The organism is Demequina aestuarii, from assembly GCF_000975095.1.
GTDB classification, from domain to species: domain Bacteria; phylum Actinomycetota; class Actinomycetes; order Actinomycetales; family Demequinaceae; genus Demequina; species Demequina aestuarii.
Genome location: NZ_BBRD01000001.1, coordinates 1,243,528 through 1,267,324, shown reverse-complemented (window position 1 = coordinate 1,267,324; position 23,797 = coordinate 1,243,528). Strand labels below are relative to the sequence as shown.

Below are 23,797 nucleotides of genomic sequence, written 5' to 3'. Positions count from 1 at the left end.
ACTCTCCTTGGGTGGTGGTGGTCGTTACAGGTAGCGGTAGACGTCGGCGGGCGTCAGGCCCTTCGCGATCATCATCACCTGCGCGTGGTACAGCAGCTGAGAGATCTCCTCGGCGGTCTCCTCGTCGGACTGGAACTCCGCGGCCATCCACGACTCGGCGGCCTCCTCGACGAGCTTCTTGCCGATGGCATGGACACCCTTGTCGAGCAGCGCCACCGTGCCGGAGCCCTCGGGACGCTCCTCGGCGCGCGCGGACAGTTCCTCATAGAGTTCGTCGAACGTCTTCACGTGACCAGCCTAGGGCAGACGGGCGCCGCCGCCGCCATCGGCCGATGCGGGCGCTGCCCTGTGGGCATGCGCGGTCAGGAGAGGTCGCGGAGGATCAGCGCCGTCGACAGCGCGGCCTCGACGGACTCGGCGCCCTTGTCCTCCTTGGAACCCTCGAGGCCCGCACGGTCCAGCGCCTGCTGCACGTCGTCGACGGTGAGGACCCCGAAGCCGACGGGCACAGGATGAGACTGAGAGACGCTGGTGAGCCCCATCGTCACGGACTCGCACACGTACTCGAAGTGCGGAGTCTCGCCCTTGACGACCACGCCAAGGGCCACGATCGCGTCAGCACCCTGGCGGGCGAGGTGCTCTGCCACGACGGTGAGCTCGAAGGCGCCGGCCACGCGAGTGACGCGATACGCGGCGCCGCTGCTCTCCGCCGCCCTGATGGCGCCGGCCACCAGTCCGTCCATGACGTCGGTGTGCCACTGGCTCGCGACGATCTCGACCGTGAGGCCGCTCGCGTCGATGTCGATCTTCGGTGCGCCGTCGCCGCTCATGCGTTGTCTCCCAACAGGTGTCCCATGCGATCGATCTTGGTGCGGAGGTACTCCGCGTTCTCCGGGTGCTCGCCGAAGTGGTGCGGGATCCGCTCCGCGACGTTGATGCCCGAGGCTCGCATGGCCTCGACCTTCGCGGGGTTGTTCGTCATCAGCCGCACCTCGTCGAGACCCAGGTCCTGGAGGATCGCTGCGGCGGCGCCGTACTCGCGCCGGTCCACCGGGAAGCCCAGGTCGGTGTTCGCGTCGACGGTGTCGCGGCCCTGGTCCTGCAGCGCGTACGCCTGGATCTTTCCCAGGATGCCGATGCCGCGGCCCTCGTGTCCACGCAGGTAGACGACGGCGCCGCCCTCGTTCGCCACGCGCTCGATCGCGGCGTCCAATTGGGGACCGCAGTCGCAGCGCTGGGAGCCGAACGCGTCACCCGTGAGGCACTCGGAGTGCACGCGCACGAACGGCAGCGATCCGGGAGGCACGGGAGCCGTCAGCGCGACGTGCTCGTCCCCGGTGCGCGCGTCGCGGTAGGCCTTGATAGTGACCTCGCCGTGCCTGGTGGGCAGGCGGGCCTCGCCCGATCCGGTGACGCGGTGGGGCGCGGGCTCGACGGGCGGCGGCTGGTCGTCCACCTGCCGGCGGTACTCGATGAGGTCCGCGATGGTCATGAACACGAGGTCCTCGCGCTCGGCCACGCCCATCGCGTCGCCCGTGCGCATCATGGTGCCGTCGTCGTTGACGAGCTCGGCGATGACCCCCACCGGCTCCAGACCGGCCAGGCGGCACAAGTCGACGGCGGCCTCGGTGTGGCCGGGGCGGTGCAGCACTCCCCCGGCGACCGCCCGCAGCGGGAGCACGTGGCCGGGACGGATGATGTCGTCGGTGCACGTCGCCGGCGCTGCCAGGACCTGCAGGGTGCGGTGGCGGTCTGCCGCCGAGATGCCCGTGGTCACGCCTTCGGCGGCGTCGACGGACACCGTGTACGCCGTGCGGCGCGGGTCCTGGCTGTTGGGCACCATGAGCGGCAGGTTCAGCGCATCGGCGCGTGGTCCAGGCATGGGCGCGCACAGGTAGCCGCTCGAGTGGCGGATGCCCCAGGCGACCCACTCGACCGTGGTGGTCTGTGCGGACATGATGAAGTCCGCCTCGTTCTCGCGATGGCGGGAGTCCGCGACCAGGACGGGCTTGCCGGCGCGCAGGTCTGCGAGGGCCCGCTCGACCAGGGTGACGACGTCGTGGCTCATGCGCGGGCCGCCAGCATCGACTCGACGTACTTGCCCATCACATCGACTTCGACGTTCACGGAGTCGCCCATGGACAGTCCGCCGAGCGTCGTGTCGGCGAGCGTGGTGGGGATCAGCGACACCGTGGCACGGTCGCCGTCCAGTGCCGCGACCGTGAGCGACACGCCGTTGAGCGCGATCGATCCCTTGGGCACGACGTAGCGCACCAAGTCAGCGGGGAGAGCGAAGGTGAAGTCGTCCCAGTCCTCCTGCGAGTCCCGCGCGACCAACTGCGCGGAGCCATCGACGTGGCCCTGCATGATGTGACCGCCGAGCCGGCCGTCGGCACGCAGCGCACGCTCGAGGTTGACCCTTCGGCCGGGCGCGATGTCACCCAGCGTGGTGGTCTCGCGGGTGACCCGCATGACGTCGGCATCCCACAGACCGGTGAGCCGCCCGTCGGCCTCCGGCTGACCCGCGACGGTCAGGCACACGCCGTCGACCGCGATCGACTCGCCATGCGCAAGATCGGTGCCGAACCCGTCTGACTGGATGGTCACGCGTGAGCGAGCGCCGTCGTCGTCGACGTTCACCACGGTGCCGACCGCCTCCACAATGCCGGTGAACATCAGATTCCTCTCGAGAGATGAGCGACTATCAGTGTATCCGCGCCCAATGGTTGAAGGTTCACGTGCTGTCCCCTCAACGCGTCTGCCATCGTTCCGATTCCCAGGTCGTCGACCACGCTCGGGCCTGCTCCCAGGAGCACCGGAGCGATGTACGCGTGCACCTCGTCGACGAGCCCTTCGCGCAGGAACGCTGACAGCACCGTGGGACCGCCTTCGACCACGAGCGACCGCACCTCTCGCTCCCAGAGTGCGGCGAGAACGTCGCGGGGATCGTGGGAGGGAACGGACACGGCGTGAGAGTCCCGCCACACGCGCCTGCCGGATGTGTCCCGATGCCCGATCACCACCCGCAAGGGCTGATGCGGGCCGTCCTCTCCCCCGGGACGCGCGGACAGCCGGGGATCGTCGACCAGCACGGTGCCGGTGCCGACGGCGATGGCGTCGACCTCCGCGCGGATGCCGTGAGCATGGTCGCGAGCCTCCGGACCGGTGATCCACACCGACGTCCCATCCGCGGCCGCCATCCGGCCGTCCAGAGTCGCGGCCCACTTGGCGATCACGTAGGGCCGGCCCCGTCGCATCGCGGTGAGCCATCGATGGGTGAGCGCCGATGCGCCCGCGTGTGCGGTGAGCATCGCGGGGATTCCGCGCGTCGCGAGCACCGCAGCACCGCCGCTGGAGGAATCGCCCGGATCGGCGACGGCGTACGTCACTGCCGCGATGCCGGCCTCGGTCAAGGCGTCGACGCACGGGCCGGTGCGCCCCGTATGGGCGCAGGGCTCCAGGGTGACGACGGCCGTGCCTCCGCGGACGTCGGCGCCTCGGGTGCGCGCATCGGCGATGGCCGCCACCTCCGCGTGCGCGGTCCCCGCGCCGCGGTGCCAGCCCTCGCCCAGCACGGCTCCGGCGCTGTCGAGGAGGACGCATCCGACTCTGGGGTTCGGCCCGTATGCGGGACCGTTCGCGGCCAGCGCGACCGCGCGGTCCATCGCGCCGGCGACGGACAGCGGCGCACGGGCGGCGGTCATGCGGGCCGTGCGTGAGTAGCGAGTTCGCGCAGGGCGGTGACCTCGGCGGCCGGGTCATCCGCTCCGAACACTGCGGATCCGGCGACGAAGACGTCGCAGCCGGCCGCAGCGATGTCCTCGATGGTGTCTCGGGACACGCCACCATCGGACTGCAGCCACAGCGGGTGGCCCGCGGCTGTCGCGGCGGCCCGCAGCGCTTCGAACTTGGGGAGCATCTCCGGCATGAACGACTGGCCCCCGAAGCCGGGCTCCACGGTCATGACGAGCACCATGTCGAACTCCTTGAGGTGCTCGAGCACGACGTCGACGTCGGTGCCCGGCTTGAGTGCGACCGACGCACGCGCGCCCAGGGCACGGAGGTCCCTGGCGATCGCCACGGGGTCAGCGGCGGCCTCGTAGTGGAACGTCACCGACGTCGCGCCCGCTTCGGCGTACCGCGGCGCCCAGTGGTCGGGGTCATCGATCATCAGGTGCGCATCGATCGGCATGGGAGACACCTCGGCGATGCGCTCCAGCACCGGCAGCCCGAGCGTGAGGTTGGGCACGAAGTGCGCATCCATCACGTCGACGTGGAGCCAGTCCGCGCTGGCGACCGCGGCGATGTCTCGCTCGAGGTTCGCGAAGTCGGCGGCCAGGATCGACGGAGAGATCTGCATGCCCATGCGTCGAGCCTAGCGCCGCTGCGGCACCGGCTCAGCGCGCGCTCTCCGCGGGAGGCGCCAGCATGCCGACTCGGCCCGATGGGCCGCGCACCCACGGCCGCCGCGCACTCCACCCGCATCGTTGCCGCGGCCCCCGTTCGCGCCGCTGCCCGCCGGCACACTGTCCCTGACGGATCAGTCGGGTCGCTCCAGCAGCGCCAGGAACATCGCATCCGTGCCGTGCGCGTGCGGCCAGAGCTGCACGTGCGGGCCTGCACCCCAGTCCGATGCCGTGGTGCCGGTCAGCGCCGCCACGGCCTCGCGGGCGTCGAGCTGTCGCAAGGCGGACCCCGCCACGACGTCGCGGGTCTCGGCCACCACGGGCGAGCAGGTGATGTACGCGAGGATCCCGCCCGGCGCCAACAGCCGTGCGGCGCGCGCCAGCAGCGATCGCTGAAGCGCGACCAGCTCGCCAAGGTCGTCGAGGCCGCGGCGCCAGCGCGACTCAGGCCGCCGTCGCAGCGCACCCAGGCCGGAGCACGGGGCATCGAGCACGATGCGCTGGTAGGCACCCTCGTCACCCCACTCGCGGGCATCCCCCACGTGCACCGCTACGGTGCCCTCGGGCACGGCACGGACCGAGGAGCGCACCAGCTCGGCCCGGTGCGGGTGCAGCTCGAGCGCATCCAGCCTGACCCCCTGCTGAGCGGCGATCGCTCCCAGAAGGGCAGCCTTGCCGCCGGGCCCGGCGCACATGTCCAGCCAGCGCTCCTCTGGCGCCATGGGTCTCGCCGACGCCAGTGCACCCGCGGCGACCTGGCTGCCCTCGTCCTGGACGGCGGCCCGGCCCTCCGCGACGGACCCGAGATCTCCGGGACGGCCGGAGGCGAGGGTGACCGCCCAAGGCGACCAGTGGCCGGCCTCACCGCCCGACTCCGCGAGCACGTCATCCCGCTCAGCCAGTCCAGGTCGCGCCGCGAGGGTGACCCGAGCGGCAGCGTTGTCGGCCTCCAGCAGCGCGTCGATCTCGCCCGCACGGCCGTCGGCGGCGAGAGCACGCTCGAACTCCGCGACCACCCACTCGGGATGAGAGAACCGCACGGCCTTCGCCGCGCGCGACGTGCCGGGCGCGATCACGGTGAGCCACGCATCGGCGGTCTTCTCCGTGACCCGCCGCATCACGGCATTCGCGAACTTCGCCGCCCCCTGGCCGCGCTCGCGACGCACCAGGTCGACGGTCTCGGATACCGCGGCATGGGAGGGCACTCGCATGGCCAGCACCTGGTGGGCGCCGACCCACAGCGCGGCCCGCACCTCAGGGTCGAGCGACGCGGGGTCGCGCCGTGCCGCCTTGGCGATGATGGCGTCGTACTGGCCCCGCATGCGTAGCGCCCCATAGGCCAGCTCCGTGGCGAAGGCCGCGTCGCGACCATCGAGCCGGGCCTGATCGATCAGTCCGGGCATCACCAGGTTCGCGTAGGCGTCGTCGTCACCGACTGCCATCACGCAGCGATAGGCGACATCGCGCGCGGCGCTCATGCGTCGCCCAGGACAGCGGCGTCGCCGAGGCGCGCTCCGCGCCACCACGCGTCGGCCTCGACCTGACCCTTGCCCGCCGGCTGCACCCACCCGAGCTGGACGGGGTCACCGCCTGTACCGACGATCACGGCGCCATCGTGCTCCGCCACCTGACCGGGGACGGTCGGTGGGAGGTCGGCGCGCTCGCGGACAGGGCCGAGCTTCATCGCGGTGCCGTCCGGCAGCGTGGTCCACGCTCCCGGCGCCGGAGTGCAGCCGCGGATCTGGCGGTCCACCACGTGCGCTGGTCGGTCCCACCGCACGGAGGCGTCGTCGCGCGTGAGCTTGGGTGCGTGACTCACGCCGTCCTCGACCTGGGGAATCGGCGTCGCCTGGCCGGTGCCGAAGGCATCGATGGCTTGGACCAGCAGCGGGGCACCCGCCTCAGCGAGACGCGCGAGCAGTATTCCGGCCGTGTCATCGCGGCGCACGCGCTCCGACATCGAGCCGATCACCGGGCCTGTGTCCATGCCCTCGTCGAGCACGAAGGCGCTGACTCCGGTGATCTCGTCGCCTGCCATGAGCGATCGCTGCACCGGCGCCGCTCCCCGCCAAGCCGGAAGCAGGGAGAAGTGCAGGTTGACCCACCCCAGCCGAGTGGCGCCGAGCAGGTCCTTGCGCAGAATCTGCCCGTACGCGACGACTGCCGCGATATCGGCGTCCAACGCGGCGATCTGCGCCATGAAGTCGGGATCGGAGGCTCGAGGAGGAGTCAGCACCGGCCATCCCCGCTCCTGCGCGTATGCCTTGACCGGCGACGGGTGCAGGTCGCGACCGCGCTTGCCCCGAGCGTCGGGCTGGGTGATCACGGCGACGATCTCGTGTCGGTCCGCGAGAGCCTCGAGGCTCGGCACGGCGATGTGGGGGGTACCGGCGAAGATCAGACGCATGCGTCCATCGTAGGGCGGCGAGAACGCCGTCAACGCGGCAGCTCGAGCGGTCCGTCGACCCTCACGCGGAGTTCGCGCTTGACCTTCGAAGCTTCACGCTGCGCGTCCCGCAGACCGTCGACGATGGCCTGGGCTTGGGACCGTGGCACCAGGATGCCCACACCGTCCTGGAGGTCGATCCAGGTGGTCGGCCCGGACGGCTCGTCGACGACGCCCGCATGAGCGAGCGCGTCTCTCACGAGTGCGCGGTCGCCGTGCACGGTGAGGTAGCGCCGATGCGGAGGCAGCCCCAGCGCGCTCCGCTCCTGGTACTCGTCGCGGGCTGCGTCCGCCGGCGACCACGTCGACAGTGCACGCCGGACAGCGGGAGGCACCTCCCCCACGATCGTCACGGAGCCGCCCTCATGGCGACTGCGGACCAGGGCTGCGGCTCCCAGCCACCACCGGATCGCCTTGAGCTCGCCGCCGAGCCCGGTGCCGGCGGGCACCCCCGCGTCGGTCACCACGAGGTGACGGTAGCCACCGGCGACCGCGGGCAGCGCCGCGGGCGTCGCCAGCACCACCCCCTCGGTCACGGTGTGGTCGTCGACAACGCCGGCCGATGCGGTCGAGACCGTGAGCGGAACGTCGCCGAGCATGCGCTGCAGCTGCTCCGCGATGCGGTCCGCCCCTTGGCGCACGTGCTTGAGCTGGGCGCCCTGGCACTCGGGACAGTGCCAATCCGTCTGGAGGTGTCCCTGGTCGAGACACACCGGGTCAGCCCCGGGGCTCGCAAGACCGAGGAGCGACGAGCACTCGCGGCACTCCGCCCACTGCTCGCAGCGTGCGCAGGCGGTGGCGTTCACGTATCCGGCCCGCGGCACGACGATCGCGACGGGCCCCTCGGGCAGCGCTGCACGCACGGCCCGCCAGACGCTGCCCGGCATCCAGTGCCATCCGGCGCCGCCCTCCGCGTCACGGCGCTCGGCAGTCATCACGTCCACGGCCGGCACGGCCGCTCGCACCTCGTCACGTGACGGTGCCTCGAGGCGGGCCCAGCCGTGCTCCACCAGGGCGATGGCGTCCGCACTGGGGGCGTAGCCGCCGAGCACCAGGCCCGCGCCCTCCTCGGCGCGCATCGATGCGACGGTGCGCGCGTGCGGGTAGGGCGCGTGGAGGTCTTCCAGCGCGCCGTTGGCCTCGTCCCACACCGCGATGACGCCCAGGTGAGGGACCGGCTGCATTGCCACCGGTCGGGTACCGATGACGATCCGCGCGTGTCCACGCATGGCAGCCACGTAGCTCCCGAAGCGCACCGCCGCGCCATCGTCGTGATCGAGGACCGCGACGGACCCGCCGGAGCGCGCCGTCCACCTGGAGAGGCCGAGGCGCCGGCACTCGGCCATCAGCACTGCGACCGCACGGGCGTCTGGCGCCACCACGATGCTCGAGGCGCCGGTGACGGCCGTCGCGAGAGCCGTGGCGACGAGGCGTGCTGCGGCGATCGACGTGCGTGGCTCGACGTCGGGCAGCGCCTCCCACACGACGCGCTCGCCCACACGTGCGAGCGGCTCCGCCTGCGCGCGCGACGCGGCGTCGGCGTAGTCCGCGTCGAGCGCCACGGGAGCGGACTCCCAGTCCCGCTTCTCCACCGCGGCCGCCCGAGGAGGGGCCATGAGGCGCAGCACATCCCACACCGAGCCGCCGTAACGGCGCGCGATGCGCTCCGCGAGGGTGATGGCTGCCGGCGTGTAGCTCGGGATGGCGCTGGAGCTGCGGATGGTGCTGAGGTCGCCGCCGAAGGAGGAGGTGCGCGGCAGCCGGGTCACGACGCCGCTCACCAGTCTGCCCGCGAACGGGATCCGTACGCGCGAGCCCACCTCCACCACGTCCACCAGCGTGGGCGGAACGGCGTAGTCGAAGGGCCGGTCGAGGTGCGGAAGCGGGCTATCCAGCCGGACCGAGGCGACCGGCGGCTTGCGCCCACTGGCAGGCGCACCCGGCGTACGCGGGGGGCTCACGCGCACGCGGCGGCGAGAGCCTCAGCCCTGTCCGTGCGCTCCCACGTGAAGTCGGCGAGCTCGCGGCCGAAGTGGCCGTAGGCCGCCGTCTGCCGATAGATCGGGCGGCGCAGGTCGAGGGCGTCGATGATCGCCGTGGGTCGGAGATCGAACACCTCGCGGATCGCGTCTTCGATACGTCCCGGCGCGACGGTCTCCGTGCCGAAGGTCTCGACGTACAGGCCCACAGGGCGGGCGGTGCCGATCGCGTACGCCACCTGCACCTCGCAGCGCTCCGCCAGACCGGCGGCCACCACATTCTTCGCGACCCAGCGCATGGCGTAAGCGCCGGAGCGGTCCACCTTCGAGGGGTCCTTGCCTGAGAACGCTCCCCCGCCGTGACGGGCCATTCCACCGTACGTGTCCACGATCACCTTGCGGCCGGTGAGCCCTGCGTCGCCCTTGGGACCGCCGATCTCGAACTTGCCGGTGGGGTTGATCAGTGACCGATGAGCCTGGGTGTCAAGGTCGAATGCCGCGAGCACCGGTGCGATCACCTCGGCCTCGACGGCCGCACGCAGGTCACCCATGCCCATGCCCTCGGCATGCTGGGTCGACACCACCACGGTGTCCACCGTGCGGGCGATGTCGCCGTCGTAGCCGATGGTCGCCTGGGCCTTGCCGTCGGGACGCAGACCCTCGATGATGTTCGCCCGGCGCACCTCCGCGAGGCGTTGCGTGAGTCGGTGCGCGATGGCGATAGGCAGCGGCATCAGCTCCGGGGTGTCCTTGCATGCGTAGCCGAACATCAACCCCTGGTCACCGGCGCCGAGCTCGGCGCCGTCGGAGTCGGTCGCGCTGCCGACGCCCTGCCAGATATCGGGACTCTGCTCGCCGATGGACACCGAGACGCCGCACGAGTCCCCGTCGAATCCGGTGGAGGACGACGTGTAGCCGATTCCCGTGACGACCTCGCGGATGGTGCCCGGGATGTCGACGTAGGCCTCGGTGGTCACCTCGCCGGCGACGTGCACCAGACCAGTGGTCACCATGGTCTCGACCGCGACGCGGGACAGAGGATCCTGCCGGAGCATCTCGTCCAGGATCGCGTCAGAGACCTGGTCGCAGATCTTGTCAGGGTGGCCCTCGGTCACGGACTCGGAGGTGAACAGTCGTAGATTCGTCACGCGAGCAAGCCTAACGGCGCGCGTGATGTGCCACCGGCCCCGCGCTCATGATCCGCGACCCACTCCCGATGCTCTCGTTCCCACTCGTGGACCATCGCCTCGTCTTCAGCCGTGATCGCGGGCAGGTCGAGTTCCGGCGGCAACGGCACCTCGACATCGAGGGCGGCCGATCCTCCCGAGGACGGAGTCCTCCCCACGTCCTGAAACGCGGGTGGGATGAACGACACCGAGGTCGACGTCGCCACGATCTCCCAACCCTGGCGATGAATGTCGTGATGGCACCTGGTGCAGAGCATCACTCCGTTGGACAGGTTCGTAGTCCCGCCGTGCTGCCACCACCTGATGTGGTGCGCCTCGCAGCGCTCCGGCGGGGCATGACACTTGGCGCACCCTCCGTCACGCTGCACCAGCGCGATCCGTTGCGCATCGGTGAACAGCCTCTCCCGCACACCCTGATCGAGGATCTCACTGTCGCCTCCGAGGACCTGCGGGATGATCTCTGCGTCCCCCGACAGGCGACGCAACTGACCGACCGAGACCGGCTGGTCGATCCCGTCGACGCTGCCCAGTCCGTCGCCGCTCATCAGGTCCGACAGACTCATCCGCACCACCATCGTGGTCCGCACCCCGGAACGGTCGGTCCGCGTGCACCCCAACGAGTGTCGCGCGAGCGCATGCAGCGCATCGACTCGCATCTGCCCCACGGTCCGGGTGTCGTCGCTTTCGCTCTCCCCATTGCGACCGGTGCCACGACCTTGCCGCCGCACGTCCCTGGTGGTCATCTGCTCCAGCACCGCGATGATCGGCGCCGCCGTCACCGCATCCATCTGGCCATGGATCACGACCGTGCCTTCGTGGTCCTGCCTCCACCACAGGTACCGGGCCTCATGGTTCTCGCGTTCGCGTCGCTCGTGACCGGCACGATCCGCGCGAGCGACGGCACGGGCCATCATCGTCTGAACTTCGTGAGCCGCCATCGAGACCGCCTTTGACACCAGGCGCTCCTCCAGCGCCACCAGCGCCTCATCCTCGAGGCGATCCGTCAACCGGTTCAGCCCGCCGACGATGAGGCTCGCAGCATCGACCGACAACTCCCCCGCCACCGAGGCGCGAGCCACCGCCGGGTACTTGGGCCGGGGCGGAGAGTGGACGGGAGCAGCGGAGGGCGGCGTCACCGGGGAGAACGCCTCCCCCGCCTGCATGGCCTTCTGGGCACCCGCCATCGTGCCGCCACGCACCTTGGACAGCATGGTCTTGGCATTGCCATGCCCCTCACGACGAGCCAACCCGCCGCCCGGAAGATCCGGCGTGGACCGGCGCGCGATCTCGCCCGCGCATCGGGAACTCAACGCTCCCACGTGCCGCTCAAGCCTCGCGATCGACGCGTTCAGCCCGAGCAGCTCATCCCTCGACAGTCCGGAGACATCACGAGACGCGAGCTCACCCACCAGGGTGCTCACCCGCTCGATCTCCGCTGGCTGGATGACAGCCGCCTCACTGGCCATGACATCAGTCAAACACCGGGGTCTGACATCGCCGCGATGACCACTCGATCAGGGGCGTCGCGAGAGGCTACTCCGTACGAAGCCGCTCGACGATGCGATCCAACACTGCACCCGCGACGGCGAGCTTCGAACCGCTCGCCTCTCCCACGCGCGCGCCAGCGGAGTCCAGAATCGTCACCGTGTTGTCCACGGTCCCGAAGCCGCGGCCGCCGCCCACCTCGTTCACCACCAGCAGGTCCGCTCCCTTACGCCGAGCCTTGGCCGCGCCATGCTGGAGGACTGACCCCGCGTCGTCTCCGGTCTCGGCAGCGAAGCCGACCACCACCTGACCAGCGGGCCGCGAAGCGACCAGCCCCGCCAAGATGTCAGGGGTCTCCACCAGCTCCAGCGTCATCCCGCCGGAGCCGTCCTTCTTGAGCTTGCTCTCAGCGACCGCTGCGGGCCGGAAGTCCGCGACCGCTGCCGCCATCACCACGGCATCGGCCGCGGGAGCGAGCGACTCGACGGCCTGCGACAGCTCTTCAGCGGTCGACACGTCCACGCGTGAGATCCCCTCGCCCAGCGGGAGCGTCACGTTCGCCGCCACCACGGTCACCTCAGCGCCGCGCTCGCGCGCCGCCTCCGCGATCGCGAAGCCCTGCAGGCCAGAGGACCGGTTGCCGAGGTAGCGGACCGCGTCGATCGGTTCGCGGGTGCCGCCGGCGGTGACGACGACGGTGCGTCCCGCGAGGTCCCCCCACGGCAACGAGGCGTCGGACAGCGACAGGCCCTCGCCGCGCACCACGCCATAGAGCGCCGCCACGAGAGCGTCGGGCTCGGGGAGCCGCCCGGGGCCGGAGTCGGGCCCGGTGAGCCGCCCCACGGCGGGCTCGATCACGTGCACCCCGCGCGCGCGCAGAGTCGCGACGTTCGCCCGTGTCGCCGGGTCGTTCCACATCTCGGTGTGCATCGCGGGGGCCACCACGATGGGGGCCTCGGTCGCGAGCAGAGCGTTGCCCAGCAGGTCGCGCGCGGCGCCGGAGGCCATCTGCGACAAGAAGTCCGCAGTGGCGGGGGCGACGAGCACCGCATCGGCGCTCTGACCCAGCCGCACGTGCGCGACGGAGGGGACGTCCTCGAACGTCTCCGTGGGTGCGGGATGCCCCGAGAGTGCCTCCCACGTGGCACGCCCCACGAAGTTGAGGGAGGCGGCGGTGGGCGCCACGCGCACCGAATGCCCGTCCTCCACGAGGCGACGCAGCACGAGCGCGACCTTGTACGCCGCGATCCCGCCGGTCACGCCCAGGAGGACGCGCATGGCCGTGTGGCTTACCGGTGGTGCCGCTACTCGGCGGCTGAGCGGCCGAGCGTGAGCAGGCTGCCCGCGTTGATCTCGCGCAGTGCGACGGAGAGCGGCTTATCGGTCGAATCGGCCTCGACCAGCGGGCCGACGTTCTCGAAGTGGCCCTCGCCCAGCGCCTCGTAGTAGGCGTTGATCTGCCGTGCTCGCTTGGAACTGTAGATCACGAGGGCGTACTTGGAGTCCACCTTCTCGAGCAGTTCATCGATCGGGGGGTTGGTGATGCCCTCGGGCTGTGCCACAGTTCCGGCCACGATTACTCCAAAGTGTTGATACTGGAAAGTCCGCGTTCAAGTCTACCGTGCATGCGTCGGCGCGGGGCTCAGCCCGCGCCCAGCACCAGCGTCTCGAGCTGGGTGACGGCGGTCTCGAGGTCGTCATTGACGATGATCCGGTCGAACTCCTTGGACGCCGCCATCTCGATCTGGGCGGTGAGCAGCCGCCGCTCACGCTCCAGATCGTCCTCGGTGCCGCGCCCCACGAGCCGGCGCACCAGCTCGTCCATCGAGGGCGGCTCGATGAACACGTAGAGCGCCTCCGGCATCGCGCATCTCACCTGACGCGCACCCTGGAGATCGATCTCGAGCAGCGACGGCACGTCAGCCGTCAGATGGTCCTCGACCGGCGCGCGCGGGGTCCCGTACCGGTGCACTCCGTGAACGGTGGCCCACTCCAGCAGGTCTCCGCCCTCGATCATGCGCGAGAACTCGGTCTCGGAGACGAAGTGGTAGTCCTCGCCGTCGACCTCACCCGGCCGCGCGGGCCGGGTGGTGGCCGAGACAGAGACCCAGATATCGGGATTGCGCTCGCGCAATGCCCGCACCAGCGTGCCCTTGCCGACGGCAGTGGGGCCCGCCAGCACGACGAGTCGCGTCACCGATGCTCGCGTTCGACGAGGGCGTCGATCTGGTGCGTGCCGAGACCACGAATGCGCCGGGCCTGTGAGATCCCGATCTCCTCCATGGCCGACTCGGCGCGCTTGGGCCCGATGCCGGGCAGGCACTGCAGCAGATCGCGCACCCTGATCCCGGCGAGCGCCTCGTCGGTCTTGGCGCGAGTGATCGCCTCGTGCAACGTCATCTCACCGCGGGCCAGTTCCTCCTTGAAGACTCGGCGTGCACTGCGCACCGCCGTCGCCTTCACGAGGGCCGCCGCACGCTGCTCTTCTGACAGTTCAGGTGTCGCCACGACCCCTCCTTCCTCGCGCCGGGGAATTCACGCCCTGAGCGCGTACTGGGCTGCTCCGGCGGCGGCCTGGATGGCGCCGCGCAGCTTTTCTGCAAAGGGCCCTGCGGACAGGACCCCTCTCGATTGATTGACGAGTACCAGCGAGGATGCGTTCCCGAAGGTTGCGGTCACCGCTGCGGGACCGGCACCCTGGGCACCCATGCCGGGCGCCAGTATCGGGCCGTTCAGCCCGCCGAGGTCGATGCCGAGATCCGACATCGCCGAACCCACCGTCGCACCGACGACGAGTCCCACATCCCCCATGGGCTGTGCGCCCACATTCCGTTGCGCAGCCTCGCGCACCACCGCACCAGCGACGGACTCTCCGTCCGCCGTACGCGCGTGCTGCACCGACGCACCCTCGGGGTTGGACGTGAGCGCGAGCACGAACACCCCCTTGCCGTTCTCCGCCGCAAGCGACAGCGCCGGCTCGAGGGACCCGAACCCGAGGTACGGCGACAGCGTCACCGCGTCGCATTCGAGAGGCGCACCTGGACGCAGGAACGCATCGGCATACCCCGCCATCGTGGAGCCGATGTCGCCGCGCTTGGCGTCCATGATGGTGATCAGGTCGTGTTCGCGCGCCTTGCCCAACACGTACTCGAGCGCCGCGATGCCGCGGGCGCCGTGACGCTCGAAGAACGCGATGTTGGGCTTGACCGCCGCCGCAGCGTCGATCGAGGCCATGACGACAGTCTCGCCGAACGCCGCGAGGCCCTCAGGAGTGTCGTCCAGCCCCCAGTCGCGCAACAGCTGGACATGCGGGTCGATGCCGACGCACAGAGGACCCAAGCGATCCATCGCCTCTGCGAGCCTGGGGCCGAACCGCATAGGGTGCTCCTTCCGCAACCGTGGCACCTCGGAGTTCATTTGCACTTCTAGGCCATGCTACCTGCGATGACGTTTCTCGCCCGGTCGCCAGCGGCGTCCTGGAGGCTCAACACGTCGAACGGCCCCAGACGTAACGCTTCGATCGCGAGCACCGCCGCCGCGAGCTGCTGCGTGGTGGTGACGATCGCCGCATCGGCCGCCGTGGCGGCAGCGCGGATCTCGTATCCATCGGCACGTGCGCCCTGACCGGACGGCGTGTTGATGACGAGCGGCACCTGTCCCTCGTTGACGAGGTCCACAATGGTGGGCTCGCCCTCGGGACCGCGGCCCTGCGAGTACTTGCGCACCACGGTGGTGGGGATGCCGTGACGCCCCAGCACCTGCGCGGTGCCGGCGGTCGCGAGGATTTCGAATCCCAGCTGGTGCAGGCGCGCCACCGGGAAGACGATCGAGCGCTTGTCACGGTCCGCCACCGACACGAACGCCTTGCCCTCGATGGGCAGGCCGCCGAATGCCGCGGCCTGCGACTTGGCGAACGCGAGCGGGAACGTCGCATCGAAGCCCATCACCTCGCCGGTCGAGCGCATCTCAGGGCCCAGCACCGAGTCGACGATCAGGCCGTCGTGAGTGCGGAACCGCTTGAACGGCAGCACCGCCTCCTTGACCGCGATGCGCTGCGACATGTCGATGTGCGCCGCATCCTGCTGCGGGAGCACCCCGTCCGCCTTCAGCTGGGCGATGGTCGCGCCGGTCATGATCAGCGATGCGGCCGAGGCGAGGGGCACCCCGGTCGCCTTCGCCACGAAGGGCACGGTGCGGCTGGCGCGCGGATTCGCCTCGAGCACGTAGAGCACGTTCGAGACGAGCGCGTACTGCACGTTCATGAGGCCGTGCACGCCGATCCCCCGCGCCAGCGCCTCGGTCGAACGCCGAATGCGGTCGAGCTCGTCGAGCGACAGCGTCACGGGGGGGAGCACGCACGCGGAGTCTCCCGAGTGGATGCCGGCCTCTTCGATGTGCTCCATCACGCCGCCGAGGTACAGCTCCTCGCCGTCGTACAACGCGTCGACGTCGATCTCGATCGCGTCGTCCAGGAACTTGTCGATGAGCAAGGGAGCATCGGACGCGTGGTCGCCCACGTCCGCCATCCGGGTGCCGTAGTCCTCGAGCTGTGCGCGATCGAAGACGATCTCCATGCCGCGGCCGCCCAGCACATACGACGGGCGGGCGAGCACCGGATAGCCGATGCGCTCGGCGATCTCGATGGCCTCGCCGATTCCGTGAGCGGTGCCATACGCCGGAGCAGGCAGATCGGCGGCGTCGAGCACACGCCCAAAGGCCCTGCGGTCCTCGGCGTTGTCGATCGCCTCAGGGGACGTGCCAAGAATGGGCACCCCCGCATCGGCCAGGCGCTGCGCCAGGCTGAGCGGGGTCTGCCCGCCGAGCTGGACGATCATGCCCTTGACGGGCCCCGCCGCCTTCTCCGCCTCGTAGACGGCCATCACGTCTTCGAACGTGAGCGGCTCGAAGTACAAGCGGTTCGCGGTGTCGTAGTCGGTGGAGACCGTCTCCGGGTTGCAGTTGACCATGACGGTCTCGTACTGCTCCTTGAGACTGAGCGCCGCGTGCACGCACGAGTAGTCGAACTCGATGCCCTGGCCGATGCGGTTGGGGCCGGAGCCCAGGATGAGGACGGCCTCGCGCTCGCGCGGGGACACCTCGTTCTCCGAGTCGTAGGAGCTGTAGTGGTACGGCGTGCTGGCCTCGAACTCGGCGGCGCACGTGTCAACCGTCTTGAAGACGGGCTGGATGCCCAGATCGGCGCGCGCGGTGAAGACGTCCTCGACGGTCAAGCCGCGCAGCAACGCGATCTGGGTGTCCGCCAGCCCGTGACGCTTGGCGTCGCGCAGCACCTCGGCAGTGAGCGATGGGGCGTGGGCCACCTCGTGAGCCACCTCGTTCATCAGCAGCATCTGGTCCAGGAACCACCGGTCGATGCGGCAGGCCTGGTAGACCTGCTCGAGGTCGCAGCGACCCGCGCGGACCGCGCGCAGCAGCTGCTGGACCTGGATGAAACGCTTCTCCGTGGGCACACGGACGGCCTCGAGCAGCGCGTCCACCTCCTCCCCCGCGGGGACATCGCCGTTCCAGTGGAAGTTCATGCTCTGCTTGTCGATCGAGCGCAGGGCCTTGCCCAGCGCCTCGGTGAAGCTGCGGCCGATGCTCATGGCCTCGCCCACGGACTTCATGGTGGTGGTGAGCACCGGGTCGGCCGCCGGGAACTTCTCGAACGCGAAACGGGGCACCTTGACCACGATGTAGTCGAGGGTGGGCTCGAAGCTCGCGGGCGTGGAGCCGGTGATGTCGTTGGGAATCTCGTCCAGCGTGTACCCGAGGGCGAGCTTGGCCGCGATCTTGGCGATCGGGAACCCCGTCGCCTTCGAGGCGAGGGCGGAGGACCGCGAGACGCGCGGGTTCATCTCGATGACGATGAGCCGACCGGTCTCGGGCTCGACCGCGAACTGCACGTTGCAGCCGCCGGTGTCGACGCCCACCTCGCGAATGATCGCAATGCCGACGTCGCGCATGCGCTGATACTCACGGTCGGTGAGGGTCAGGGCGGGCGCCACCGTGATCGAGTCGCCGGTGTGCACGCCGACGGGGTCGACGTTCTCGATCGAGCAGACCACCACGACGTTGTCGTGCTTGTCGCGCATCAGCTCGAGTTCGAACTCCTTCCACCCCAGGATGGACTCCTCCAGGAGCACCTCGGTGGTGGGCGAATAGTGCAGGCCGGCGCCGGCGATGCGGCGCAGGTCCTCCTCGTCGTACGCGAAGCCGGAGCCGAGGCCCCCCATGGTGAACGACGGGCGCACCACCACCGGGTACTTCAGGTCCTCGGCGGCCGCCAGGCACTCGTCCATGGTGTGACAGATCTTCGAGCGCGCGGACTCCGCGCCACAGCGTTCGACCACGCCCTTGAACAGCTCGCGGTTCTCCCCCAGGTTGATCGCCTCGAGGTTCGCTCCGATGAGCTCGACGCCGTACTTGTCCAGCACTCCCGCGGCGGCGGCGTCGATCGCCGCGTTCAGCGCGGTCTGGCCGCCCAGCGTGGGAAGCAGCGCGTCGGGACGCTCCTTCTCGATGATCGCCTCGATCACCTCGGTGGTGATGGGCTCCACGTAGGTCGCGTCCGCGAACTCCGGGTCGGTCATGATGGTGGCCGGGTTGGAGTTGAGCAGCACCACCCGCACGCCCTCGGCCTTCAGGACGCGGCACGCCTGGGTGCCGGAGTAGTCGAACTCGCAGGCCTGGCCGATGACGATCGGTCCGGAGCCGATGACCAGCACGGAGCTGATGTCGTCGCGCTTGGGCATCGCTAGCGCGCTCCCTTCATGACGGAGATGAAACGGTCGAACAGGTAGGCGGCGTCGTGCGGACCGGCCGCTGCCTCGGGGTGATACTGCACCGAGAAGGCGGGGAGGTCCAGGCACTCGAGACCCTCGACAACGTCGTCGTTCAGACACACATGGCTCACCTTGACTCGGCCATAGCCGGCGGGCGACACGGAGTCGCCGTCGAGCGGCGCATCCACGGCGAAGCCGTGATTGTGCGCGGTGATCTCCACCTTGCCGGTGGTGCGGTCCATGACGGGCAGGTTGATGCCGCGGTGGCCGAACGGCAGCTTGTAGGTGCCGTAGCCGAGCGCGCGGCCCAGGATCTGGTTGCCGAAGCAGATGCCGAAGAACGGCACCTTGGCATCGAGCACGGCGCGGAGCACGTCGACGGCGCGCTCGGCCGCGGCCGGGTCGCCAGGGCCGTTGGAGAAGAACACGCCATCAGGGGCCTTGGCGAGCACCTGATCCGCGGTCCACGTGGACGGCACCACGGTGACGCGGATGCCGCGCTGCGCCATCATCTCGGGGGTCATGGCCTTGATCCCCAGGTCCACCGCGACCACGTGGGCGACGGTCTCCACGCCCTGGGGCGGCTCGACCACATACTCGTCGGGGATGGTGACCTCGTCCGCGAGGTGGGCACCGGTCATCTGCTCGCCTGAGCGCACGCGCTCGACGAGTTCCTGGACGGGGGCCATCGCATCACCGGAGAAGATCCCCGCGCGCATCACGCCCTCGCGCAGGATCCGCGTGAGCTGGCGCGTGTCGATGCCGGAGATGCCGACGATTCCCTGGGCGACCAGGTCGTCGTCCAGCGTCCGCTGCGCGCGCCAGTTCGACGCCCGGCGGGAGGGATCGCGCACCACGTATCCGGCCACCCAGATCTGCCGGGACTCGTTGTCCTCGTCGTTCACGCCGGTGTTGCCGATGTGCGGCGCCGTCATGACCACGATCTGACGGTGGTAGCTGGGGTCGGTCAGCGTCTCCTGGTAGCCGGTCATGCCGGTGTTGAAGACGATCTCGCCCAGGGTCTGACCGAGCGCGCCATACGCGGCGCCCTCGAACGTGCGGCCATCCTCGAGCACGAGGATCGCAGGGGTGCGGGTCACGCGGGGGCTCCTTCGGTACTGGTCTCGGTGAGGCGGGCGTCGAGGTGCGTGGGTGTGCCGCGCAAGAACGTGGCGACGGCGCGCCCCGGCAGCGTGATGCCGCCGAACGGGGAGTTGTTGGACCGGCTCGCCGTCCCGGCCGGGTCGACGGTCCAGGCCGCTGCGGGGTCGACGAGGGTCACGTTCGCCGGCTCGCCCGCGGCGAGAGGGCGTCCGTGGCCCGCATCGCGGCCGATGCGCGCGGGGGTCTCGCTCAGCACACGAGCGACGTCGCGCCACGTGAGGGCTCCGGTGTCGACCATGGCCTTCTGGACGATGCCCAGCGCGGTCTCGAGGCCGATCATGCCCATGGCGGCCGCGCCCCACTCGCAGTCCTTGTCCTCGTCAGGGTGCGGGGCGTGGTCGGTCGCGACGATGTCGATGGTGCCGTCGGCGAGCCCGGCCCGCAGCGCGTCCACGTCCGCCTGCGTGCGCAGGGGCGGGTTGACCTTGAAGCGCGGGTCGTACCCCCTGGCCGATTCGTCGGTGAGCAGCAGGTGGTGCGGCATCACCTCGGCGGTGACGTCGATGCCGCGCGCCTTGGCCCATCGGATGATCTCGACGGAGCCGGCGGTCGACAGGTGACAGATGTGCACGCGCGAGCCCACGTGGCCCGCCAGCAGCACGTCGCGAGCGATGATCGACTCCTCCGCGACGGATGGCCATCCGGCGAGGCCGAGCTCGGCGGACACGAGGCCCTCGTTCATCTGGGCACCTTCGGTGAGGCGCGGATCCTGCGCGTGCTGCGCCACCACTCCCCCGAATGTCTTCACGTACTCGAGCGCGCGGCGCATCAGCAGCGGGTCGTGCACGCACTTGCCGTCGTCGGAGAACACCCGCACCTGCGCGCGGGAGTTGGCCATCGCAGCCATCTCGGACAGCTGCGTGCCTGCGAGGCCCACGGTGACGGCTCCCACGGGGAAGACGTCCACCAGTCCTACCTCGCGGCCGCGGCTCCACACCTGCTCGACCACTCCGGCGGTGTCCGCCGTCGGCGTGGTGTTCGCCATCGCGTGCACCGCGACGAACCCGCCGTTGGCCGCCGAGCGCGAGCCGGTGGCGATGGTCTCCGCATCCTCGCGGCCCGGCTCGCGCAGGTGTGTGTGAAGGTCGACCAGACCAGGAAGGGCCACCAGGCCCGAGCCGTCGATGCGCACCGCCCCGGCGGGCGCATCGGCCGCGCTCAGGGACGCGATGACGCCGCCCGCGAGGACGAGGTCGGCCGTGGTGTCGCCGTACAGCGACACGTTCTCGATCAGGTGGGCGCGTGCAGTCGTGGACGTCACTGGGGCGCCTCCTCTCCGGCAAGCAGCAGGTACAGGGCGGCCATGCGCACGGCGACGCCGTTGCTGACCTGTTCGACGATGACGGAGCGAGGTGAGTCCGCGGCCTCCGCAGAGATCTCCAACCCCCGGTTCATCGGCCCTGGATGCAGCACGATCGCGTGATCAGGCATGCGCCGCAGGCGGTCGCCGTCGAGACCGAACAGCCGGGTGTACTCCTCGGGGCTCGGGAAGAATCCCGATCCTCCGCCGGTCATCCTCTCACGCTGGACACGGAGCATCATGACCGCGTCGATGTCGTGGGCCTCGATAGCGTCGTCGAGCGTGTAGTGGACGTCGAGGTCGTCCCGATCCGTCATGCCATACGGCAGCAGCGTGGGCGGCGCGACCACCACCACCTTCGCCCCCAGCGTCCGGAGGAGCGGGATGTTCGAGCCCGCGACCCGGGAGTGGAGGATGTCCCCCACGATCGCGACCGTGACGCCGTCGAGCGCCTTGCCTGCCGAATCGTCGACCAGGTGACGGCGCATCGTGAAGGCGTCGAGCAGCGCCTGGGTGGGGTGCTGGTGCGTGCCGTCGCCGGCATTGATGACGTGACCGTGCATCCAGCCGGACCCCGCCAGACGGGAGGCCGCGCCGGACGCCCAGTGCCGGATCACCACCGCATCGGCCCCCATCGCCTGGAGCGTCAGCGCCGTGTCCTTCAGCGACTCGCCCTTGGACAGGCTCGAGCCCTTCGCCGAGAAGTTGATGACGTCCGCGCTCAGGCGCTTCGCCGCGGCCTCGAAGCTGATGCGCGTGCGCGTCGAGTCCTCGAAGAACAGGTTGACCACCGTCTTGCCGCGCAGCGTGGGGAGCTTGCGCATCTCGCGCTCCTGCGTGGCGGCCATCTGCGCGGATGCGTCGAGGATCCGGATCGCCTCGTCGCGGGTCAGGGTGTCGGTGTCGAGCAGGTGCCTCATGCGCGCTCCCCGTCCGTCGCGCTCCGCGCCCCGGAGATGAGCACCTCGTCGTTGCCGTCCACCTCGGTGAGGTGCACATCCACCCGCTCCGACTTGGCCGTGGGCAGGTTCTTGCCCACGAAGTCCGCGCGGATGGGCAGTTCGCGGTGGCCGCGGTCCACGAGCACCGCCAGCTGCACCGCGCGCGGCCGGCCAAGATCCTTGATCGCGTCGAGCGCGGCGCGAATGGTGCGGCCGGTGTGGAAGACGTCGTCGACCAGCACCACGGTGCGGTCGTCGAGTCCCATCGTGGGCAGCGTGGTCTCGCCGATCGCCCGCGTGGGCTGCCGGTGGAGATCGTCCCGATACATCGTGATGTCGAGGGCGCCGGCGCGGGCGGAGGCGTCGAAGCCGGGCTCCACATCGCCGATGCGGGCGGCGAGCCTGTGCGCGAGCGGCACTCCGCGAGTGGGGATGCCCAGCAGCACGAGCGAGTCGTGGCCCTCGTTGCGTTCGAGGATCTCGTGGGCGATGCGTGTGAGGGCCCGTGCAATGTCGGGCGCTCCAAGAACGGTGCCAGTCATCTGGCGACCCCCTTCCCCGCCTCACTGGACGGTCATTAAAGGATGGTTGCAGTGGTGGTCAGCCTACCCCAGCGCGGAGCGCGCCGAGGGTCAGGCGTCGATGTCGGGCCGGTACATGCGCGGCCGGGACCGCTGGTGCCCGCCGCCGGCGTGGATCCTCCGCTCGAGCCGGAAGAAGGCGCGCGCGAGAAGCTGAACGGACCCCGCCAGGTAGAGGTAGAGAGACCAGTCACCGCCGACGTCGAGCACATTCAGCGTCGAGCCGGCCAGGAACCACAGGCCCGTCATGATGTCGTTGAGGATCGACGCCGCCTCCCACCGGTTGTCGACGTCGATCTGCATGCTCCCGATGCGGAAGCTGAGGTTGCCTTCGGGTTCCGTGAAGGCGCTGTGCTGAGACGGACCTGGCGCCGGTGCGCTGGAGTCCGATTCGAGGTGGTCGGATCCGCTGCGCTCGTCGCTCACGTGCGGTCGTCTCCCTCCCCAGGCTCGTGCGCACTGTTGTCCACGATAGATTCCGCCGGCGCTGTTGTCTCGGCGGACGCAGTCGCCTCCACGGCAGTGGGCGTCTCCACGGACACGGCGCCGATCGCGGGCGCCTCGCGCGCGATCCGGCCCAGCACGCCGTTGATGAACCGGGGAGAGTCGTCGGTGCTGAGGTCGCGCGCCAGCTCGACGGCCTCGTCGATCGCCACGGCGACCGACACGTCGTCGTTGCTGAGGATCTCCCACGCGGCGATGCGCAGCAGGTTGCGGTCCACCGATGGCATGCGCTTCATGGGCCAGTCGGGGCTGGCGTCGGAGATGATCGACTCGAGCTCGCGCCACCGCGACACCACTCCCCGGACGATCTCCGCGGAGTAGTCCGGCAGCGGCGTCTCGCGGCCGGACTCCATGAGCCGGGCCGTGAGGGCGTCACCCACGTTCATGCCGCGCTGCTCGGCCTCGAAGAGGACGTCGAGAGCGCGCTTGCGGGCCTTGGTGCGGGCTGACACTAGTCGTTCACGCGGCCGAGGTAATCGCCCGAGCTGGTGTTGACCTTCACCTTGGTGCCCTGCTCGAGGAAGAGGGGCACCTGGATCTCCTTGCCGGTCTCGAGCGTGGCGGGCTTGGTGCCGCCCGACGAGCGGTCGCCCTGGAGGCCGGGCTCGGTGTAGGTCACCTCGAGGACCACCGATGCGGGCAGCTCGAGGAAGATCGGGTTGCCGTTGTGCGAGCCGATGGTCGCCTTCTCGCTCTCGAGCAGATAGTCGGTGGCGTCGCCCATGACCGCTTCGCTGACCGTCACCTGGTCGAACGTGTCGGGGTCCATGAACACGAAGCCGGTGCCGTCGCTGTAGAGGTACTGCATGTCGCGCCGGTCGACGGTCTCGAACTCGACCTTGGTGCCGGCGTTGAACGTCTTGTCGACGGTCTTGCCCGTCATGACGTTCTTCATCTTGGTGCGCACGAACGCGCCGCCCTTGCCGGGCTTCACGTGCTGGAAGTCGATGATGGTCCAGAGGTTGCCATCGAGGTTGAGCACGGAACCGTTCTTGATGTCGTTCGAGGTCGCCACGGGT

General features: G+C 70.1%; 24 protein-coding genes. All 24 read right to left on the bottom strand.

Annotated elements, in window-relative coordinates; all coding sequences use genetic code 11:
* Positions 1-24: 24 nt before the first annotated feature.
* The 24 genes from AOP72_RS05990 to efp all read right to left on the bottom strand — a co-directional run bounded on the left by AOP72_RS05990 (position 25) and on the right by efp (position 23,793).
* On the bottom strand, positions 25-288 hold the full coding sequence (locus tag AOP72_RS05990; protein WP_062133724.1) for a phosphoribosyl-ATP diphosphatase: 264 nt from the start codon (positions 286-288) through the stop codon (positions 25-27).
* Positions 289-362: 74 nt separating this feature from the next.
* Positions 363-830 (bottom strand): 6,7-dimethyl-8-ribityllumazine synthase, encoded by a 468-nt coding sequence (gene ribH / locus AOP72_RS05985; protein WP_062133722.1) that lies wholly within the window; start codon positions 828-830, stop codon positions 363-365.
* Positions 827-2,068, bottom strand: coding sequence for a bifunctional 3,4-dihydroxy-2-butanone-4-phosphate synthase/GTP cyclohydrolase II (locus AOP72_RS05980; RefSeq protein ID WP_062133718.1), 1,242 nt, complete (start codon positions 2,066-2,068; stop codon positions 827-829). The genes ribH and AOP72_RS05980 overlap by 4 nt, the downstream gene beginning before the upstream one ends.
* On the bottom strand, positions 2,065-2,676 hold the full coding sequence (locus tag AOP72_RS05975) for a riboflavin synthase (protein ID WP_062133715.1): 612 nt from the start codon (positions 2,674-2,676) through the stop codon (positions 2,065-2,067). The genes AOP72_RS05980 and AOP72_RS05975 overlap by 4 nt, the downstream gene beginning before the upstream one ends.
* Complete coding sequence (gene ribD / locus AOP72_RS05970; RefSeq protein ID WP_062133712.1) at positions 2,676-3,704, bottom strand: bifunctional diaminohydroxyphosphoribosylaminopyrimidine deaminase/5-amino-6-(5-phosphoribosylamino)uracil reductase RibD; 1,029 nt, start codon at positions 3,702-3,704, stop codon at positions 2,676-2,678. Before ribD ends, AOP72_RS05975 begins: the two co-directional genes overlap by 1 nt.
* On the bottom strand, positions 3,701-4,366 hold the full coding sequence (gene rpe / locus AOP72_RS05965; protein WP_062133709.1) for a ribulose-phosphate 3-epimerase: 666 nt from the start codon (positions 4,364-4,366) through the stop codon (positions 3,701-3,703). The genes ribD and rpe overlap by 4 nt, the downstream gene beginning before the upstream one ends.
* Positions 4,367-4,540: 174 nt before the next feature.
* Positions 4,541-5,884, bottom strand: coding sequence for an RsmB/NOP family class I SAM-dependent RNA methyltransferase (locus AOP72_RS05960; RefSeq protein ID WP_062133708.1), 1,344 nt, complete (start codon positions 5,882-5,884; stop codon positions 4,541-4,543).
* Positions 5,881-6,813: a methionyl-tRNA formyltransferase gene (gene fmt, locus AOP72_RS05955; RefSeq protein WP_062133705.1), complete on the bottom strand. Its 933-nt coding sequence runs from the start codon at positions 6,811-6,813 to the stop codon at positions 5,881-5,883. The genes AOP72_RS05960 and fmt overlap by 4 nt, the downstream gene beginning before the upstream one ends.
* 29 nt (positions 6,814-6,842) lie before the next feature.
* Positions 6,843-8,813: a primosomal protein N' family DNA-binding protein gene (locus tag AOP72_RS05950; protein WP_152650262.1), complete on the bottom strand. Its 1,971-nt coding sequence runs from the start codon at positions 8,811-8,813 to the stop codon at positions 6,843-6,845.
* Positions 8,810-9,979 (bottom strand): methionine adenosyltransferase, encoded by a 1,170-nt coding sequence (gene metK, locus AOP72_RS05945; protein WP_084631365.1) that lies wholly within the window; start codon positions 9,977-9,979, stop codon positions 8,810-8,812. The genes AOP72_RS05950 and metK overlap by 4 nt, the downstream gene beginning before the upstream one ends.
* Positions 9,976-11,484: an HNH endonuclease gene (locus AOP72_RS05940; RefSeq protein WP_062133695.1), complete on the bottom strand. Its 1,509-nt coding sequence runs from the start codon at positions 11,482-11,484 to the stop codon at positions 9,976-9,978. The genes metK and AOP72_RS05940 overlap by 4 nt, the downstream gene beginning before the upstream one ends.
* A 67-nt stretch (positions 11,485-11,551) precedes the next feature.
* Positions 11,552-12,781: a bifunctional phosphopantothenoylcysteine decarboxylase/phosphopantothenate--cysteine ligase CoaBC gene (gene coaBC, locus AOP72_RS05935; RefSeq protein ID WP_062133692.1), complete on the bottom strand. Its 1,230-nt coding sequence runs from the start codon at positions 12,779-12,781 to the stop codon at positions 11,552-11,554.
* Positions 12,782-12,807: 26 nt separating this feature from the next.
* Positions 12,808-13,077, bottom strand: a complete 270-nt coding sequence (gene rpoZ, locus AOP72_RS05930; protein WP_062133689.1) for a DNA-directed RNA polymerase subunit omega — start codon at positions 13,075-13,077, stop codon at positions 12,808-12,810.
* 68 nt (positions 13,078-13,145) lie between these two features.
* Positions 13,146-13,700 carry a guanylate kinase gene (gmk, locus tag AOP72_RS05925; RefSeq protein ID WP_062133686.1) on the bottom strand — a complete coding sequence of 185 codons (555 nt, stop codon included), beginning with the start codon at positions 13,698-13,700 and terminating at the stop codon, positions 13,146-13,148.
* Positions 13,697-14,011 (bottom strand): integration host factor, actinobacterial type, encoded by a 315-nt coding sequence (gene mihF, locus AOP72_RS05920; protein ID WP_062133683.1) that lies wholly within the window; start codon positions 14,009-14,011, stop codon positions 13,697-13,699. The genes gmk and mihF overlap by 4 nt, the downstream gene beginning before the upstream one ends.
* Before the next feature lie 27 nt (positions 14,012-14,038).
* Entirely contained in the window at positions 14,039-14,881 is an 843-nt protein-coding gene (gene pyrF, locus AOP72_RS05915) for an orotidine-5'-phosphate decarboxylase (RefSeq protein ID WP_062133681.1), read from the bottom strand.
* A 47-nt stretch (positions 14,882-14,928) separates the two neighbouring features.
* Positions 14,929-18,258, bottom strand: a complete 3,330-nt coding sequence (gene carB / locus AOP72_RS05910) for a carbamoyl-phosphate synthase large subunit (RefSeq protein ID WP_062133678.1) — start codon at positions 18,256-18,258, stop codon at positions 14,929-14,931.
* 2 nt (positions 18,259-18,260) lie between these two features.
* On the bottom strand, positions 18,261-19,388 hold the full coding sequence (gene carA, locus AOP72_RS05905) for a glutamine-hydrolyzing carbamoyl-phosphate synthase small subunit (protein ID WP_062133675.1): 1,128 nt from the start codon (positions 19,386-19,388) through the stop codon (positions 18,261-18,263).
* Complete coding sequence (locus tag AOP72_RS05900) at positions 19,385-20,686, bottom strand: dihydroorotase (protein ID WP_062136918.1); 1,302 nt, start codon at positions 20,684-20,686, stop codon at positions 19,385-19,387. The genes carA and AOP72_RS05900 overlap by 4 nt, the downstream gene beginning before the upstream one ends.
* 23 nt (positions 20,687-20,709) lie before the next feature.
* Positions 20,710-21,672, bottom strand: a complete 963-nt coding sequence (locus AOP72_RS05895; protein WP_062133672.1) for an aspartate carbamoyltransferase catalytic subunit — start codon at positions 21,670-21,672, stop codon at positions 20,710-20,712.
* Complete coding sequence (pyrR, locus tag AOP72_RS05890; protein ID WP_062133668.1) at positions 21,669-22,235, bottom strand: bifunctional pyr operon transcriptional regulator/uracil phosphoribosyltransferase PyrR; 567 nt, start codon at positions 22,233-22,235, stop codon at positions 21,669-21,671. Before pyrR ends, AOP72_RS05895 begins: the two co-directional genes overlap by 4 nt.
* Positions 22,236-22,325: 90 nt before the next feature.
* Positions 22,326-22,700 carry a YrhK family protein gene (locus AOP72_RS05885; protein WP_062133665.1) on the bottom strand — a complete coding sequence of 125 codons (375 nt, stop codon included), beginning with the start codon at positions 22,698-22,700 and terminating at the stop codon, positions 22,326-22,328.
* A complete protein-coding gene (nusB, locus tag AOP72_RS05880) occupies positions 22,697-23,230 on the bottom strand; it encodes a transcription antitermination factor NusB (protein WP_084631356.1) in 534 nt (177 codons plus the stop codon). Before nusB ends, AOP72_RS05885 begins: the two co-directional genes overlap by 4 nt.
* Positions 23,230-23,793 carry an elongation factor P gene (efp, locus tag AOP72_RS05875; protein WP_062133661.1) on the bottom strand — a complete coding sequence of 188 codons (564 nt, stop codon included), beginning with the start codon at positions 23,791-23,793 and terminating at the stop codon, positions 23,230-23,232. The genes nusB and efp overlap by 1 nt, the downstream gene beginning before the upstream one ends.
* Positions 23,794-23,797: the final 4 nt, after the last annotated feature.

Bases quoted from the DNA above. Each gene is read 5' to 3' on its own strand.
- pyrF (WP_062133681.1), bottom strand. From the start codon at position 14,881: ATGCGGTTCGGCCCCAGGCTCGCAGAGGCGATGGATCGCTTGGGTCCT.
- ribH (WP_062133722.1), bottom strand. From the start codon at position 830: ATGAGCGGCGACGGCGCACCGAAGATCGACATCGACGCGAGCGGCCTC.
- ribD (WP_062133712.1), bottom strand. From the start codon at position 3,704: ATGACCGCCGCCCGTGCGCCGCTGTCCGTCGCCGGCGCGATGGACCGC.
- coaBC (WP_062133692.1), bottom strand. From the start codon at position 12,781: ATGCGCGTCCTCCTGGGCGTGACCGGCGGGATCGCGGCGTACAAGGTC.
- AOP72_RS05895 (WP_062133672.1), bottom strand. From the start codon at position 21,672: ATGAGGCACCTGCTCGACACCGACACCCTGACCCGCGACGAGGCGATC.
- AOP72_RS05980 (WP_062133718.1), bottom strand. From the start codon at position 2,068: ATGAGCCACGACGTCGTCACCCTGGTCGAGCGGGCCCTCGCAGACCTG.
- pyrR (WP_062133668.1), bottom strand. From the start codon at position 22,235: ATGACTGGCACCGTTCTTGGAGCGCCCGACATTGCACGGGCCCTCACA.
- AOP72_RS05960 (WP_062133708.1), bottom strand. From the start codon at position 5,884: ATGAGCGCCGCGCGCGATGTCGCCTATCGCTGCGTGATGGCAGTCGGT.
- AOP72_RS05940 (WP_062133695.1), bottom strand. From the start codon at position 11,484: ATGGCCAGTGAGGCGGCTGTCATCCAGCCAGCGGAGATCGAGCGGGTG.
- rpe (WP_062133709.1), bottom strand. From the start codon at position 4,366: ATGGGCATGCAGATCTCTCCGTCGATCCTGGCCGCCGACTTCGCGAAC.
- carB (WP_062133678.1), bottom strand. From the start codon at position 18,258: ATGCCCAAGCGCGACGACATCAGCTCCGTGCTGGTCATCGGCTCCGGA.
- AOP72_RS05975 (WP_062133715.1), bottom strand. From the start codon at position 2,676: ATGTTCACCGGCATTGTGGAGGCGGTCGGCACCGTGGTGAACGTCGAC.
- fmt (WP_062133705.1), bottom strand. From the start codon at position 6,813: ATGCGTCTGATCTTCGCCGGTACCCCCCACATCGCCGTGCCGAGCCTC.